The sequence below is a fragment of the Halobacillus dabanensis genome (assembly GCF_900114165.1).
Classification (GTDB): Bacteria; Bacillota; Bacilli; order Bacillales; family Halobacillaceae; genus Halobacillus; species Halobacillus dabanensis.
On sequence record NZ_FOSB01000012.1, the window covers coordinates 38,582 to 54,923 of the forward strand.

At 42.0% G+C, this 16,342-nt stretch carries 19 protein-coding genes; 8 read left to right on the forward strand and 11 right to left on the reverse strand.

What is annotated here, in order from left to right:
* Positions 1 to 7: 7 nt before the first annotated feature.
* Positions 8 to 1,726, forward strand: coding sequence for a methyl-accepting chemotaxis protein (locus BMZ58_RS17345; protein ID WP_075037809.1), 1,719 nt, complete (start codon positions 8 to 10; stop codon positions 1,724 to 1,726).
* Positions 1,727 to 1,742: 16 nt separating this feature from the next.
* On the opposite strand, the gene BMZ58_RS17350 is transcribed toward BMZ58_RS17345, so the two are convergent.
* Positions 1,743 to 1,994 carry a DUF2164 domain-containing protein gene (locus BMZ58_RS17350; RefSeq protein WP_075037810.1) on the reverse strand — a complete coding sequence of 84 codons (252 nt, stop codon included), beginning with the start codon at positions 1,992 to 1,994 and terminating at the stop codon, positions 1,743 to 1,745.
* 329 nt (positions 1,995 to 2,323) lie between these two features.
* On the opposite strand from BMZ58_RS17350, the gene BMZ58_RS17355 reads away from it, so the two are divergent.
* The 5 genes from BMZ58_RS17355 to BMZ58_RS17375 are packed head-to-tail and all read left to right on the forward strand — an operon-like array spanning position 2,324 to position 6,782.
* Positions 2,324 to 3,550: an ABC transporter substrate-binding protein gene (locus tag BMZ58_RS17355; RefSeq protein ID WP_075037811.1), complete on the forward strand. Its 1,227-nt coding sequence runs from the start codon at positions 2,324 to 2,326 to the stop codon at positions 3,548 to 3,550.
* The gene (locus tag BMZ58_RS17360; RefSeq protein ID WP_075037812.1) at positions 3,531 to 4,376 is read left to right on the forward strand and encodes an ABC transporter permease subunit; all 846 of its coding nucleotides are present in this window, start codon (positions 3,531 to 3,533) and stop codon (positions 4,374 to 4,376) included. The genes BMZ58_RS17355 and BMZ58_RS17360 overlap by 20 nt, the downstream gene beginning before the upstream one ends.
* Positions 4,376 to 5,176 carry an ABC transporter permease gene (locus BMZ58_RS17365; protein WP_075037813.1) on the forward strand — a complete coding sequence of 267 codons (801 nt, stop codon included), beginning with the start codon at positions 4,376 to 4,378 and terminating at the stop codon, positions 5,174 to 5,176. The genes BMZ58_RS17360 and BMZ58_RS17365 overlap by 1 nt, the downstream gene beginning before the upstream one ends.
* The gene (locus BMZ58_RS17370) at positions 5,173 to 6,141 is read left to right on the forward strand and encodes an ABC transporter ATP-binding protein (RefSeq protein WP_075037814.1); all 969 of its coding nucleotides are present in this window, start codon (positions 5,173 to 5,175) and stop codon (positions 6,139 to 6,141) included. Before BMZ58_RS17365 ends, BMZ58_RS17370 begins: the two co-directional genes overlap by 4 nt.
* Positions 6,138 to 6,782, forward strand: coding sequence for a TVP38/TMEM64 family protein (locus BMZ58_RS17375; protein ID WP_083412866.1), 645 nt, complete (start codon positions 6,138 to 6,140; stop codon positions 6,780 to 6,782). The genes BMZ58_RS17370 and BMZ58_RS17375 overlap by 4 nt, the downstream gene beginning before the upstream one ends.
* Before the next feature lie 321 nt (positions 6,783 to 7,103).
* On the opposite strand, the gene BMZ58_RS17380 is transcribed toward BMZ58_RS17375, so the two are convergent.
* The 4 genes from BMZ58_RS17380 to BMZ58_RS17395 form a co-directional block, all read right to left on the reverse strand.
* Positions 7,104 to 8,186: an FAD-dependent oxidoreductase gene (locus tag BMZ58_RS17380; protein WP_075037815.1), complete on the reverse strand. Its 1,083-nt coding sequence runs from the start codon at positions 8,184 to 8,186 to the stop codon at positions 7,104 to 7,106.
* A gap of 57 nt (positions 8,187 to 8,243) precedes the next feature.
* Positions 8,244 to 8,561, reverse strand: a complete 318-nt coding sequence (locus tag BMZ58_RS17385) for a thioredoxin family protein (protein WP_075037816.1) — start codon at positions 8,559 to 8,561, stop codon at positions 8,244 to 8,246.
* Between the two features lie 77 nt (positions 8,562 to 8,638).
* The gene (locus BMZ58_RS17390) at positions 8,639 to 9,454 is read right to left on the reverse strand and encodes a DUF368 domain-containing protein (protein WP_075037817.1); all 816 of its coding nucleotides are present in this window, start codon (positions 9,452 to 9,454) and stop codon (positions 8,639 to 8,641) included.
* 447 nt (positions 9,455 to 9,901) lie between these two features.
* On the reverse strand, positions 9,902 to 10,471 hold the full coding sequence (locus tag BMZ58_RS17395) for a nucleotidyltransferase domain-containing protein (protein WP_075037818.1): 570 nt from the start codon (positions 10,469 to 10,471) through the stop codon (positions 9,902 to 9,904).
* 114 nt (positions 10,472 to 10,585) lie between these two features.
* Between BMZ58_RS17395 and BMZ58_RS17400 the strand changes: the two genes are divergently transcribed.
* Both BMZ58_RS17400 and BMZ58_RS17405 read left to right on the forward strand, forming a co-directional pair.
* Entirely contained in the window at positions 10,586 to 11,137 is a 552-nt protein-coding gene (locus tag BMZ58_RS17400; RefSeq protein WP_075037819.1) for a GNAT family N-acetyltransferase, read from the forward strand.
* Between the two features lie 108 nt (positions 11,138 to 11,245).
* Entirely contained in the window at positions 11,246 to 12,757 is a 1,512-nt protein-coding gene (locus BMZ58_RS17405; protein WP_075037820.1) for a BCCT family transporter, read from the forward strand.
* An 88-nt stretch (positions 12,758 to 12,845) separates the two neighbouring features.
* Here BMZ58_RS17405 and BMZ58_RS21245 read toward each other — a convergent pair whose 3' ends face one another.
* The 6 genes from BMZ58_RS21245 to BMZ58_RS17430 all read right to left on the reverse strand — a co-directional run bounded on the left by BMZ58_RS21245 (position 12,846) and on the right by BMZ58_RS17430 (position 16,163).
* On the reverse strand, positions 12,846 to 13,004 hold the full coding sequence (locus BMZ58_RS21245; protein ID WP_167360109.1) for a hypothetical protein: 159 nt from the start codon (positions 13,002 to 13,004) through the stop codon (positions 12,846 to 12,848).
* Positions 13,005 to 13,021: 17 nt separating this feature from the next.
* Positions 13,022 to 14,044, reverse strand: a complete 1,023-nt coding sequence (locus BMZ58_RS17410) for an AimR family lysis-lysogeny pheromone receptor (protein WP_075037821.1) — start codon at positions 14,042 to 14,044, stop codon at positions 13,022 to 13,024.
* Positions 14,045 to 14,243: 199 nt separating this feature from the next.
* A complete protein-coding gene (locus BMZ58_RS17415; RefSeq protein ID WP_075037822.1) occupies positions 14,244 to 14,855 on the reverse strand; it encodes a metal-dependent hydrolase in 612 nt (203 codons plus the stop codon).
* 62 nt (positions 14,856 to 14,917) lie between these two features.
* The gene (locus BMZ58_RS17420; protein ID WP_075037823.1) at positions 14,918 to 15,202 is read right to left on the reverse strand and encodes an iron-sulfur cluster assembly accessory protein; all 285 of its coding nucleotides are present in this window, start codon (positions 15,200 to 15,202) and stop codon (positions 14,918 to 14,920) included.
* A gap of 187 nt (positions 15,203 to 15,389) precedes the next feature.
* Entirely contained in the window at positions 15,390 to 15,806 is a 417-nt protein-coding gene (locus BMZ58_RS17425; RefSeq protein ID WP_075037883.1) for an organic hydroperoxide resistance protein, read from the reverse strand.
* Between the two features lie 75 nt (positions 15,807 to 15,881).
* The gene (locus tag BMZ58_RS17430; protein WP_075037824.1) at positions 15,882 to 16,163 is read right to left on the reverse strand and encodes a YkvA family protein; all 282 of its coding nucleotides are present in this window, start codon (positions 16,161 to 16,163) and stop codon (positions 15,882 to 15,884) included.
* Between the last annotated feature and the right edge of the window lie 179 nt (positions 16,164 to 16,342).

The following is a 16,342-nucleotide window of genomic DNA, read 5'->3' on the forward strand; positions in this document are numbered from 1 at the left end:
AAAGACAATGACAATAGGACGTAGATTATATACGATGACGCTTATTCCGTTGCTATTATGCCTGGCTCTTATCGGCTTCATCGTGTTTCAAATGATTGATTTACAACGCTCATCAAATCAAGATGTCCAAATTTTATTAGAAGGAAAAGAATTACATGGACAGCTTGTCAGTGTAGAACAATCACTGACCACTTTCGGCTACAACCCTTCAGAAGCTTCACGAAATGAAGCAGAAATGCAAATGGAGCAGACGAATGCGATTTTCGGAGCGATTGAACCACTCATTTCTACTGCAGAACAAGAGCAATGGTATGATCAAGCGAAAACAAAATTCGCTGATTGGTCAGAAGTTGCTTCCGAAGCCCTCGCGAACAATGATATCAATGAAGTACAACGCCAAGCATCCAGGACGGGAGGTATCATCAACGATATCTATATGCTTCAACAAGAAGCACAATCCTGGTATGATGCACAAATGGATGAACAAAAACAAACAATTCAAACCTTAATCTGGTTCACAATTATCGCAGCTTCTGTTCTAATTGTAACTAGCATTCTATCCACGACCCGCCTGGCTAAACACATTGCACGACCCATCCGCATCTTAGCAGAAAAGGCCTCAGAGGTCGCAAATGGAAACTTGAAAACAACCATTGATGTGAATGAAAAAGAGAAAGATGAGATTGGCCAATTGAAACGTTCCTTCCGAACTATGGTAGATAATTTACAAGAAACCGTACAATCCGTCCATCATATTGGTCACAATGTCCAGGATTTCAGTTCACGCTTGCACAAAGAAATGACAGGTGTTTCTGAAATATCCAGCCAGGTTACGAACTCTACGGATGAACTTGCTCAGGGAAGCCAATCGATTTCGAACGATGTGCAGGATGTGGTTACTTTAATGGATGATCTTCATCAAGGCTTCGAGAAGAACAGAGATCAGGGTCAACAATCTCGGGAAATAAGCCAGGAAGCATTGGTTTATGTAGAAGAAGGTCAGAAGAGTATTATAGAACAACGTTCCCTTATGGACAGAAGTTCCTCTTCCATCGCCAATGTAGAGAGCTCTGTGAATCAATTCATCCAATACACAGATCAAATTCAATCGACTGTTAAACTGGTCAATGACATCGCAGAGCAGACGAACTTGCTTGCTTTGAATGCGGCTATCGAAGCTGCTAGAGCTGGCGAACACGGGAAAGGTTTTGCGGTCGTTGCGGAAGAAGTTCGGAAGCTTGCCGACCAATCCACGAAAGCAACCGGGAATATCTCTGATATGGTGCTGCAAATTAGAGATGGTGTAAAAATCATCGAGCAGGAAATGCAGGAAACGGTACAAATTTCCCGCGAGCAGAATCAGTCTGTCGATACTTCCAAAGATGCTTTTGAAAAGATCAGTGGGCAAGTAACGAAGATCGATCAACAACTAGAAGAATTAGTAAGTGGACTGGATCATTCCAAAGAACAAAGTACTAATGTCAATGTATCTATTGAAAATGTCAGCAGTATTGTCGAGGAGACGGCTGCTGGGACAGAAGAAATATCTGCTTCAACCGTGGAGCAGCAAACTGCTTTCCAACAAATGATTGAAGAGACAAACAAACTCGAAGAAATGGTTACAGACCTCAATGAACAACTACAACATTTCGAATGGCAGTCTGACGAAACACCGCTTGCAGAATTTGACCAAGAATATGAAGAACCTACCACCGCTTCCGCTTAAAGGAGCGGTGGTTTTTCTATCTTCGTTTTGGTTGCCCTGCAGGTCGCTCAAGGGAACGGAGATCTTCATCGATATTGAGCACTTTTTGTTCGACCATCTGTCGAGCATCGTCGATCCCTTTGTTATAGAAGAAAGGTCCCATTTCCTCCGATAGCATATGTACCCACTGTTCTGCAGCCAAGTCACCGATGACCTCTCCTTTTTCAAGCTCAAAATATTCTTTAATTCTTTCTACCATATATTCTCTTTCTTCCTTTTTCAGTTTCATTAGTCCCTCTCCTTTCCCCCTTAGCATATCACAACCGTTCCGCCATGCCGACGACACAGAAGGCACCATCCATCCTTCTGTCTGGGTTTTATCAAGCCACGATAAATTTCGATGGGACTAGCCTCAACTCCCCATTTCAAGAGCCCTTTGCTTTCCAATCCATCCCACTGGATTATTTCTTCTCATAAACCTTCCAACAATATTCCACAAACTTTATTTTCACACATCAAATGAGCAGTATTAGTTTTCTTAAGAGCGGTTTGTTTGTATGATAAATGACAGAGAGAACTTTCTCCACCTTATATAATGAATGAAAGGGAGGGCAAAGGGTGAAAAGAAAAATATCATATTTACTATTAGTATTCTTACTCTTATCTGCCTGCAGCCAGGCTTCAACGAGTGAAAGAGATTGGACAAAACCTTCCTGGGATGAAATCACATCCGAAGCGGAAGGCACGGAAGTCCGGCTATACATGTGGGGTGGAGACGAAGGGATTAACCAATATATTGACGAATGGGTCACCCCTCGTATGAAAGAAAATCACGGGTTGACCTTAGAACGAGTACCGATGGACACCCCTGAAATCCTGCAAAAACTACAAACGGAAAAACAAGCCGGTAAACAAGAAGGAACTATCGATCTCATTTGGATTAATGGGGAGAATTTCAAAAATGCTAAAGAAAACGGGTTATTAATGGGCTCTTTTACACATACACTGCCAAACTTCACGGACTACTACGATACGAATAGTCCAGCCTTCCAAACTGATTTCGGAACAGCTGTCGATGGCATGGAAGCCCCTTGGGGAAAGGTCCAATTTGTTTTTCATTATGATTCCGATAAAATCGAAGACCCTCCTGCTTCATTTGAAGAATTACATGCATGGATCCATAACAACCCAGGAAAATTCACCTATCCTAGAGCAGAAGATTTTACAGGTAATGCATTTCTGAGACATATATTGTATGCACAAGCTGGGGAGCCTGAAGACATTTATGGACAACCGCTTGAGGAAGAGAGGATTGCAGAGACGGCGCAACACACGTGGACATACTTGAATGATATTACAGGTGACTTATGGCGTTCTGGAGAACATTATCCAAACTCATTAACAGAACTCGATCGCTTATATAGTCAGGGCGAGGTTTGGATGACTATGGGGTATAACGAATCACGGGCGGAATCACTAATCGAGGAAGGAGTCTTCCCTGAATCGACTCGTTCCTTTGTAATGGAACCAGGATCGATTGGCAACACCCACTTCCTTTCGATTCCTTTCAATAGCCAGAACCGCCCTGGGGCTTTGACCGCAATTAATGAAATGCTTTCCCCAGAAGCACAGCTCGCCAAATTCAAACCAAAATATTGGGGAGAAAACACACCCATCAGTTTTGAAAAACTTTCCGAAGAGATGCGGAAGCAATTCAAGACTGTCGAGCGTGGAAAGAGCGTGTTGCCACCAGAAAAACTAGAGAAAAGCTTTCTTCCTGAATCAGAAGCAGCTTACGTCGAGTTGATGAGGGAACAGTGGTTCAATGAAGTTGTTCAGAAATAAAATCCTCCTCCTCCCAGCTTTTGTTTTTTTAGCACTTCCTTTCTATGGTTTTATGACCGCTATTGTACAAAGCTTGGGAAACGAAGAACCATTATCACACTATTGGGATCTTTTGGATTCTGATCGCTTTTTAGCTTCGATAGCGTTCAGCATCCGCACGGCAGGGATTGCCACCATTTTATCCATAGCAATCGGACTATTGCTGATTCGGTCTTTTTATAAGATTTTGGTCCAGCTATCCCCACGGTTAAGAGTATGGATACCGATGTTATTCCCACACTTTGTATGGGGGTATATGGTGATTTTGTTACTTGGAGAGTCAGGAATCTTTTCCCAAATAGCTGTCGTTTCTGGGTGGATGGAAAGTCAAGCTGATTTTCCCATTTGGACGAGGGATCGATATGGAATCGGCATTATCATAACTTACGTATGGAAGGAAGTTCCACTTGTCATTCTTTTATTGTTGCCTGTCTACTCATCTATTCGGCCAGAGTATTATGCGCTCGTCGATACGTTAGGTGGAAATGGATGGAACCGTTTCACAACTGTCGAGCTCCCCCACTTGCTGCCTGTACTGGTTGAATCATTTCTCATCATTTTTTCCTTCAGTTTGACGGCTTACGAAGTACCGGCACTGATTGGCACTACGTTTCCTGAGATGATTTCCGTTCTTGGGTATGAATGGTTTTACGGGAGCTCCTGGGACGACCGACCACTTGCGTTTGCTTCGATGGTAAGTATTAGCATATTTTTATTGATTCTCACAATTATTGGTTACACATTTTTGAACCGGACCAGATTGAAAGCTATGAGAGGGGGTAAATGATGAGGAGTAGAAAAATTTCATTCTCGATTATAGCCTGCGTGTTTTTCGTATTCCCAATGATTCTTCTCCTCTTACAAAGTGTAAGTTCTCCCTGGCGCTTTCAATCAGAAGACGGTTTCACCTGGCAATGGACAAGTTATCAAAAACTTCTTCAGGATCCCATGCTATGGGAAGCCACGCTAACATCGATTGTTATTGGCTACGCTGTGCTGGTCATTAATTTTATCATTGGCCTTTTCACTGGAAAAGCATTAGTATCCTCCCCCTATAAAGGGAAAGCATGGGTGGAAGCAATTCTGCTATCCCCTATTTTATTACCAGTTTTGGCAATTGCTATGGGATTACATCTATTGATGATCCGTATCGGATTAGCGGATACCTTGATCGGCGTCATCCTCCTCCATCTTGTTCCGACAGTCCCTTACAGTATTAAGATTTTTTATAATGGCTATAATCAAACCGGACCAGCGATGATGGAGCAATCAAATATACTTGGTGCAGGATTTTGGACTCAGATTTTCACTGTAGAACTGCCGCTCCTTAGACCAGCAATCAGGAGCCTCACCTTTTTGACAATCGTTATCAGCCTCAGTCAATACGCAATCACCGCGATTATTGGTGGAGGACGGATCCTTACCCTCCCTCTTGTATTTTTTCCATATATGGAAAATGCAAATACATCGCTGATGGCCGCCTTCTCCATTTGGTTTGCCGTCATACCTGTGACCATGTATATCGTTATTGAGTTATTGATCTTACTACTCCCTTATTCTCGTTTGCCATGGAGGAATCATAGATGAACCAGACGACTTTAGAGATTAAAAACATGACAAAAAACTATAAATCGGAGACGGTTCTGAACGAATTATCTTTCCAGCTTCAACAAGGGGAGATCTTGAGTATTGTTGGCCCATCGGGAAGCGGAAAAACAACGTTGCTACGTGTTCTCGCTGGCCTTGAAGAACCGACTAACGGTTCGATTTTCATGTATGGGGAAGAGATTACGAAACAAAAAGCCAATAAACGGGACATCAGCCTCGTATTCCAGCAGCCGCTCCTCTTTCCCCACATGACAGTCATGGAAAACATCGTGTACGGTGCAAAAATTTCAAAAAAATATAAAAAGGAAAAAACCGATGCCCTTCTTACAGCTATAGGGATGGGCAAATACCAGGACCATTTCCCTTCTGAAATATCAGGAGGACAACAGCAGAGAACTGCCCTCGCCCGTGCGATGGCTACAGAACCTGAAGTAATATTATTCGATGAACCATTTAGCAGTCTCGATCCCTCGTTGCGGCAAGATTTGCGTTATTGGGTTCGTAATTTCCTTGTGAAACAAAAAACGACGGCCATATTTGTAACCCATGATATGGAAGAAGCAATGATTATGGGAGATAAGATCGCTGTATTTACAGAAGGGCAATTTCAACAGATTGGAAAGGCGAAAACATTGCAAGAATCCCCTGCGAACCTTCTTGTAGCTTCGTTTATGGGAGGAAACCTGATACTTAGTGAAGAGGAATATATATCGCTTCAAGAAATTACCCTGTCTCCTCCAACGGACAGAAAGGCTGACCGGATTTATGAAGCAACCCTACTGCACGTCACCTATCAACACGCACGTCCCATAGCCCATCTACACATCCATTCTCTGGATGAGAAAGTGTCTCTCCCACTCCAACACGAAGATGAATTGCAGGAGAATGTGACCATTTACATTCCAGATTCGGAAGTCCGTCGATTCCATGAGGAAGGCAGGTGAAGGCAAAGAAGATGATCCGCTCCCTGGTATTCTTCATGCTTTTCATAACAGTTGCGTGGTTTACTCGAAAACAGTTCGATCTAAGCACAGATGGAATGCGGACTTACATCCTATCCACCGGCACAACCGGTCCACTTATACTTATAGGTCTTTATTGTATCGGCCCTATCCTTGCATTTCCGACCTCTGTTCTCTCCCTTGCAGCAGCCTTTACTTATGGGGTTTGGCCAGGAATGCTTTATATTATCATCGGAGCCACAGGCGCAGGTGTGACCGGATACGTGATAGGGCGTTTCTTCGGGGATTCTGTTTTTAAATTTCAACAAACAAAATGGTCTTCCGCAATCTATGCACGCATGCAGAGGCAAGGATTTCTTTATGTATTCATCCTCCGTCTCATTCCATTGGTTGGGTTCAGTATTCTTAGCTATTTAGCAGGGATGACACGAGTGAAGTTCCCATCTTTCATTTTAGCTACAGTGATCGGCATGCTACCAGGCACGTTTGCTTACAGTCTTGTCGGTACCAGCCTTGCGAGTGGAGACAGAATATTCGTTTTGATTGCCGTCAGCGTTTTCACCCTTCTCCTCGTCACGATTTATTCCTTTCGCAACAAAGTCCGAATCTGGCTCAAACTATAGAAGAATCAAACCACCCTCTCATCAACAAAAACTACCTATTAACGAGCGATAGTGTGCGGTCCGACTCCGAAGTGCTTTATACGGCTAAGGGGCGGAGGGAAACGGTGAGACTCCTGTGAGATTAGCAGGACAGGTGAGACCTCGGAAGGCGAAGCCTGAGAAGGCTCACCACCCGCCCTACGGAAAGCGAGCTGTTTCCCGGAGCCCCTAGAGCCCCACAATATCTCGGAATCGAGTCTTATAGAATACTGCCATTTACCGTAATAAAAATTAAATAAAGAGAGCAGTTGAATAGCCACACAGGGCATTCAACTGCTCTTTTCATTGATACTTTGCCATAAATTCACGGTCAATTTTATTTTTCAACTGCCAGGCTTTTTGGTTATGTGAACTGAGAGGGCCGTAAACAAGAAAACCTTTTTTACCACCCGTCGATAAAATATAGAGAGCATTCTTTTGGGGAGTAAAGGATTCTAAGGGCTGTCCCGTGAGATAGCTCCTTAAGTTTTGCCACAAAACAGGACCCTGACGAACAGCATAGACTCCACTCTTTGGTAAATTAGGAAAGTCGATCATAGTTGTGCAATCGCCTGCACCAAAAATAAAATCATAATCGCGGAATTGCAAAGTGGAGCGGACTAATGCAAAATTACGTTCGTCGATGGCAACAGATGAGTTCTCAAAAATGGGGTCACCGATTGCCCCACCAAGCCACAACACACCTGTGTGACGTACACGGTTTCCTCGATCAGTCTTCACAAATTCCTCAAAGACTTCTTCTACTCTTTCATCCTGCCAAACCCGGATACCCTTCTTTTCTAAAAGCTTTTGCATCCTTGCCGACACCCACTTCGGCGTATGAGACATGACTTTTTCGGCCGTAATCAGACGCACTTGACCAGGGATGTTATGTTTTTGTTTGTATGCTTGTACCGCCATGGCCAGTTCTGTACCGGCCGCTCCCCCTCCAACAATTAAAGGCTTGTTCGTCTCTCTTAACCTTCTGATTTGATCAGGGAACTTATAGTTCGGTTTAATCGTCCGTGCTATCGTATCCTCAAAAGTCGCAGGTAAACTTTTAGAACCAATATCAAAGCTTATGACATCAAATGGATAAACAGAGCCATCCTCGCAAACGATTTTCTTTTGCTCCGCTTTCAACTTAAACGCTTTTTTTTGGATCAAATGCACTCCTGCAGACTTTGTCAGTTTCCTTAGATCGACACGCATCTCCCCTTCTGTGTATATTTCTTCCGTAAAACCTGAAAACATTCCCGAATAATATTGATAAGGCGACGGGTTAATCATACACACATCCCAATCATCCCTATGGCCTTCTTTCAGTTGCCTCAAAACTTCTAAATGAGAATGACCGGCACCAACCAACAATAAACGATTGTACAATCTAGCACCTCCTTACAGAAAACGCCCACATGGCTTTAAACCATGTGGACGCGGTTCTTAGAGACTCGCTTGTAAAAACTCCTCAACTTCTTCAGGAGTCTTTGCATTTGCACTGTGAAGATGGGCTTTTTTGTTTCCATCTTTGAAGATCAAAATACTCGGTATCCCCATCACTTCATATTTTTCGGCAATTTCAGGCAACTCGTCCCGATTGACGTTGTACCAGTCGTATCCTTTATATTCTTCAAGGATGTCTCCGATGAACATATCCATTCGACGGCAATCCGGGCACCAGTCCGCCTCAAATTTAACAATGACAGGGCGCTCGCTAGTGATTATTTCATTAAATCTCTCTACTGTTTGGATGGCTTCCATCTACCTCAATCTCCTTTTTTTCAATATATCTACATTCTATAATAGTTTAAATATACACGTTTGTCTTATCATCCGATTTATTTATACTCGACTCTTCCTAACAACCAGGCTGCTAATAATCCAAAGATGAAAGCTAGAACACTTATTACCATCAATGTTGCACTATCAGGAACACCAGGGAAAATGACAAATACAGAACCGATGACTAATCCAATAATGATGGCAAACGTACCAGAGGTGTAATTTTCCAAAAAGAATTTGACGATCTTACTCATCACCACAATTCCACATAAAATACCAACACCAACGACAGCGATAATGTCGATACGGAAATCGGAAATCGCTGAGGTGATTGTCGTGTAAACTCCAATAATCAGCAAGATGAAAGAGCCACTGATTCCTGGAAGGATCATTGCACTACTCGCAATCCAACCGGAGAAAAACAACAAGAGATAATCGGACATCGTAAGGTTCTGCATGACATCTGATTCTGTTGTTTGGAATAGTGCCATGGAAGCGACAAGCCCTGCACCAAGCAATAATAATAAATAGTGATTCCATTTGAATTTATGTTTCACATCTCCTTTGTGTACCAAATATGGCAGCACACCAATGATCAACCCAAGAAAGAAAAATTGAGTCGGTCCAGGATAATGTTCAAATAACCATTCAATTAAGTTCGCCATCAGACCAATCGCAATAACGACTCCAATTCCGAGGGGCAACAAAAACTTCAAATGTGTCTTCCATTCTTTACTGAAGAATCCGTTGACTGCTTCAATCAGCCGATCATAGATTCCTAAGACGACCGCAATCGTTCCTCCGCTGACACCTGGAACAACATCACTCGCTCCCATCAGCATTCCACGATAGATATTTCTCCATTCCCACATGCTTCTTTACTCCTTTGCTTCTTCCCTGTTTTCTTTTTATTCATTCAAACTCCTCTAATGTTTTATCATACATTTTCCAGAAAAAAAAAACAAAGAATCCGGGGAATTTCCCTCCATAGATACCAGTGAAAAAAAAGAACCAATCAATCTCCTATTACTCATGGTCATTCTGGTAGCCCGTTAACTCCTCTTATTCGATCAAGCAAGGAACTTATGGACGGCAAGTGTATGTATTCCCCTATTATTCCTGTTATAAAATATCCTTAATTCATAGTGTGAATCCACCCACGACCTAATCAATAATAACTCCCATCAATTCCTTGGTAACTCGCCTACGCTGCAGTCATGATTAAACCAGTGTAGACACTCATGAAAAGCAATCGAATTCGGGTGAATTTCGAAAGCGGATGGGCATATTACAGGATATGTCCTAAGGGAGCAGTCCATTCAATATAATAGTGCTTCCAGCCATGGATGTTCAGGTTGATGATGCATGAGGGCCTGTTTCAACCATTCTTTCTGGTGTTCATTAAGATAAGGGAACACATGCTGAAAATCTTTATGATCTTTCTCTCTTGTTTTTGCTGATTTATATAATAAGACGATTTCAGGATTCAAATAGGGAAAGCCTTGGGCTGATCTCAACTTCATCTGATCTAAATGAAATGTAATTGAGGGGCTCCTTCTAAACTGCCACTGCCGCCTTGATTTTTCATTCAGGAGAATTTCCAGGTGGTTTCCCTCCGGGGAGGTAGCATGTATTTCATGGGTGGGCAGATGAAGAGTCTCCTGATTTTCCCAAGCTACCAACTCTCTTTCTTTGACTACACATAAATCCCAGAGTTTTAAAGTTTCCTGTAACAGATGCTGATCTTCCCGAAAAATAGCAATTTCCATATCTTCATGAATCCTTGTTTCTTCTCCAATATGAAGATCGATCGCCCATCCCCCTGCAAACATCCAATCTCCATCAAAAGCCTTCAACCACTCTTCTACCTGTGAGCATTTCTTAAACATGTCATACCTCCTTTTTCTAGTCTAACCCTTTTCGAAATCTCTTAACCTATTGTTACTTTTCTGACAAATTTGAATAAATCTGTTAAAATAAAGCGTCTGCTAAGGAGGAATATTATGTTAAAAGGAAATTTATTTGAACTTCGTCCTGTCTCTAGAGAGGACTTACCCTATTTATTCAAATGGGCGAATGATGAAGAGCTTGCCACTCTTGGGCATGGGAGTGCTTCTGCATATCAAAACAATAATCCGCTGGAAGATATAGAAGCTTTTTATGAGAAGAACCTCACCGCTCAACCTTTATGGGAAAACGGTCGGGTTTTTATGGTGTACACCGTAAGTACAGGGGTTCCCATCGGCAAATGTCATTATGGAAGTCTAAACCCGGTTGTAAGGTCAGCAGAGGTTGGTATAAGCATTGGAGAACGCGAATATTGGGGTCAGGGCTACGGTCACGACATTCTTAATACTCTTTTGAAACACCTTTTCTATACACTTAACCTAGAACGTGTTCAGCTTGATACTTGGAGTGGAAACTCTCAAGCCTTACGTTTATATGAAAAGGTCGGGTTCAGAGTTGAAGGAAGGCTTAGGAAAAATGAATATGTACAGGGCGCCCATTATGACACGGTTTTGATGGGAATCCTGCGGTCGGAATTCGCGAAATAGTTGGGAAATTAAAATGGGATGTTTCTTGCAAGAGAATGCAGGGAATGAATAAATCAATCATCGCTTTCAGATTTACAATCAAGGATTCTCTTGGGAAAGGAGAGAACGATGAAAGATCAATTAAAAAACCCTGTATTTCTTATCTCTGCTTCCGTCATCACCCTATTAGTTATCATCGGAGCGATGAACCCGGAAGGATTCGGCGCTGTGGCAGGTGCTTTATTTGAATTCACTACAGTCAACTTCGGCTGGTTTTACTTGATTTCTGTCTTCGGTTTCGTTATTTTCCTTGTCGCCCTCGGACTTAGTAAATATGGGAAAATTAAAATCGGACCACAGGACTCAAAGCCGGAATTCCCTTTCTTCACATGGATCGGCATGCTTTTTTCTGCTGGTTTTGGTGCAGGACTCGTATTCTGGGGAGTAGCCGAACCTATGAGCCACTTCTTTGAAACGCCGTTCACTGATTTAGATGCTCAAACAGAAGAGGCTGCCCGAATCGCCATGGGATACTCTTTTTTCCACTGGGGAGTCAATCAGTGGTCTGTCTTCGCGATTGTTGGTCTACTAATCGGTTTCCTGCAATTCCGCAAAAACAAAAAAGGTCTGGTTTCAACTGCTCTGGAACCGGTGATTGGAAAATCGAAACCTGTTAAATATACGATCGATTCTTTGGCCGTCATCGCAACTGTCATGGGGATCGCCACTTCTTTAGGATTAGGAATCCTTCAAATGAACGGCGGATTACACGTGGTATTCGGTATTCCTAACAATACGACGATTCAATTAGTCATCACGGCTGTTTTACTTATTTTATACTTAACTTCTTCCAGTAGTGGTCTAGAAAAAGGCATCAAATGGCTGAGCAATATAAATTTAGCTCTCTGCTTCCTCTTGCTTTTATTCGTTTTCTTCGCAGGTCCTACTGTATTCATACTTAACAGTTTCACACTTGGATTAGGGGATTACATCTCTAATTTCGTCGGATACAGCTTGAGGCTTACCCCGTACCAAGGCGGTTCATGGCTGCGGGAATGGACGATTTTCTATTGGGCCTGGGTTATTGCCTGGTCTCCATTCGTCGGAGCATTCGTCGCCCGCGTATCGAGAGGTAGAACAATTAGAGAATTCATTTTCGGGGTTCTTATCGTCCCGCCTTTGATCGCCTGTTTATGGATTGCAGTTTTTGGCGGTACAGCGCTGAACAGTGATTTGAATAATGGCACACAAATCGCCGAAGCGGTAAATAACGATGTTACAGTAGCTCTATTTGAAACCTTTGAATTTTTACCGCTAACTGGAATTCTATCTTTTTTATCAATACTGTTGATTGCAACTTTTTTGATTACGTCTGCGGATTCTGCAACATACATTTTGGCTGGCATGACGACAAATGGAAGCTTGACACCCGCCCTTGCAATTAAAGTTATCTGGGGAGTGCTGATGGCCGCTATAGCTGGTGTGTTACTCGTCGCAGGTGGATTGGATGCCCTACAAACCGCCTCGCTTGTCTCGGCCTTACCTTTCACGATTATCATTATATTATTTGTCTATGCATTCTTAAAAATGATCAGGCAAGAACCGCTTCCACAACGACAATTGAAAAAGAAAAATGAATAAGAAAAAAGCTAAAGAGTTTTTTTCACCTCAACTTATACAGTTTCTTATTTCTGAAAAAGGGTGCCCTTGAAAACAAGGGCACCCTTTTTCATCCAATTCCCAAGTCGCCAGGGTCTTGAAAACTCCCGGGCTTCACAGAACCAATCCCTAAATCACCGGGGTCATACGCTTCTATTACACCTGCGTCCCCCCTATAACCAAACAATAAAGTAAGTAGGAAGAGTAAAGAATAAACGATCTTTCTCATACAGATAATCCTCCTTATTATGATTGAATTCTTTTCATATACTCCAGAGGAACTCTCGCAAAAAAGTGGTCCCCTCTTTCCCTGATGAATCGCTGATAGGAATGCCTCAACATCTCACTATCTTTAGTAGCTAACCCTAAGTAACTCTCCTGAAAAGGGGTCAATGAGGACATTGATTGCAAAATTTCACGCGTCGCCTCGTACTTGCCGCGTGCTAATTCCAAATGGGCTTGTTCCACGGGATCTGAAGTAACTATCCCATCTGTTTGTCTATGGAAAGCAGAGATGAAAGGTAATGTATGGTTTTTGATCGCAGTAACAAAAGGAACTAATCCGTGACCTTCCGCAATTTTCACTGACATTGCCAACGATTCCATCGAGGATTCATAACCATTAAATAGATTACACAAAGCTAAATCGTGATACATCCGACTCTTTTTCCGTGGTGATACTTCTGTGTTAATCATTTTATAAGCATGACGGCTAGCAAGAATGGAATTATCCGTTTTCCAGTAATGATGAAAAAGCAGCTCCTGATAACGTTGGTTCAAATAATAATACATCAAAGGCTCATCCACCTTATGAAGCGCCTGTTCACAATTATCTAAATACTTATCGAGCGCTGTGTAAACTTTCCTATCATGATAGGAATATACAAAGGTGAACAGATGAAGACAGTGTAGCGATGGATGCGTATAATGGAGGGATTTCAACTCATCCAAGTAATCTTTCGTAGTTTCCTTATTCAATCTTTCCACTAATATTCGGTATAGTTGCCTTATTTCTCTGTTTATGGAATGAGTTGAAAGGATGATAGCAAGATCATCAAAAAAGTCATTCATATAAAGAAATTCCAAGCAGACGATCTGCTCTTCCAAGTCCTTTGGAAAATGGGAGAGGATAAAATCTCTAGTACGAAGGACAGCATCACTTTTAGGGTAATATCTCAAGTTGTTTAAATAGACATCATATAAAGAGGATTTTTGGGTCATTTGTAATTGTCTTAATGGACTCGGTTCGATTACTTGGTTATCCGTCATTTCTCCCCATCCCCCTTTCTCCCCCTATTAACAGTTTATTGAATTTTCTCAAATTTGTCTATACAGCAAGAAAGTTTTTACAAAAACTTTAGGTAATGAACTTGATTCATTCAATAATATAGCAAGGAGACTAGAGCCCTATGTATTGGGGATTAACAGATTGATAAGTTATAAAAAATGACACCACTGAAAAGTGATGTCAAAATATATTTGCGGTTAAAAACCAGACATTCCATAGGACAAGAGAATAGACCAGCATACGCTCGCTGTTCGATCCTGTCCGGATGGTGAAGATGAATTGCCAGTGTTTTTTTGAGAAGGGGTAAGCGAGTGGGATTCCTTTCCTGGTTATATAATCGGCAAACAAATGAGAAAGCACTCCAATGATAAGTCCTCCGATATACATGCGAGGAACATGTAATGCTTCTTCTAAAATAACTCCATAAACAATCAATACACCGACAAATAACAGGGAGTGTGTCATCTTCCGGTGCCCACGAATCATTATCAAAATTGGTAACAGGAGCATAACAAATATTTTCAGTTGTTCTCTATATGTATCTAAGTATTGAGGGACGAATAAATAACAAAGAAAAGCGATAGTAAAGACCATCATCAGTCCCCGCCAAAATTTATGTCCAAGTGTCGAGGTCGGTGTATCGATATCCGGTAATAACGACCCGAACATAACGAACACAAAAAATAAAATCGTTTGAACCGGTTGGGCAGGGAGCCATTCAAATGTTGGCAACAATGTCATAGCTCCTACACCGAATGTAAAGCCAACAACCTGGTGTCCTGGTGCCATCATGGTGTTGTATCCTCTCTATATCTAGTCAAAAAAATAAACCCACGAACTGGTGGGCCTTCTACTTAACAATCTTTTTCCGGAAGACCGAGCATTTGAAATTTCGGCCCTTCCATCGTCTGTTTCCCTTCTATCTTTAAAGGTCCTGTCATATGAACGATTCGTTTGTCGATCGCAACAGGAATCGAATTGATATGATGAAGCTCGTCATCCCCTTCTGGTTCCCCGATCGTCATCCCGATATCCGGTTCTCCACAACCAAAACCTGCAAAGAATAATCGTAAACAACCAGCTTCTTCATCTTCCAATATTTGATTCAACAAATCACGAGCTTGATCGGTGATCTCCATCGTCTTCCACCCCTTCGACTATAAAATACCACAGATGTTTTAAATTTGGGTAATGAAATGCAATATACCAAAAGACCGCTTCCAGTCTATTGAATGAAATCAGTGTATTACTGCAGGTTTCTTTCGAATAGAATCCAGAAAAAAAACACCCCCCGATGGAAAGACCCTCGGGGAGTGTACAATACTTCTATACCGCTTTTGCGTTGATTTCCACATCGATATTGCCACTAGTGGCTTTAGAATATGGGCATACTTTGTGAGCTTCTTCTGCAAGTTGTTCCGCTTCTTCTTGAGAAACGCCTTTGACTTCCACATTCAGTACAACACCGACTTTAAAGCCGTTGTCGGATTCATCCTTAAGCAAGCTGACGTCAGCAGTGATTTCAGATTCGATTTCTTTCTTTTGCTTGCTGGCAACGAGATTCAATGCACCATCGTAACAAGCGGAATACCCTGCTGCAAACAATTGTTCAGGGTTGGAACCTTTTTCATCACCTTCACCTGGCATGGATAGGTTCAAATCAATCAGGCCATCGTCAGATTTAACATGACCGTTACGGCCACCCTGGGCTGTTGCATGGGCTGTAAACATTACATTACTCAAAATGATCACTCCTTGACTTTTAATAATTGAATCCACAACATTTATATACCCCATCTTGATGCAGGCTAAACATTTCTATTCCTCATACACCCGATATTCTTCTTTCAAATCTTCCGGGGCCACCTTAACCATCCATTGCATAATATAAGTGAACACGGCCAAATCATCCACTAAACCTAAAAATACAAGGAAGTCAGGAATAATGTCCCATGGGAACAATAAATAAGCAATCAAAAGCAATACAGAGAGCCACTTCTTACCTGGACTCACTTCTCTTGATTTAAAAAAACGAATGAGGAATGGCACTGATTTTCTGATATTAAATAAAAACTTGATTCTTCGCCATAGCCGGAGCATAGTCATCCCTCCTCCTATAATTATACCCTGCTCCGTTCATACTCAAGCAACTTGAATCCTCACAATTGCTTAAATGAAATGTATACTTTACCATGAAAGAAATGCGGAAGTGCCTTGGGAGCCCTGACAAGCTTAAGCAAACCTTTGAAGTGGCGGTATTTGCCACAGCAAAGATTTGC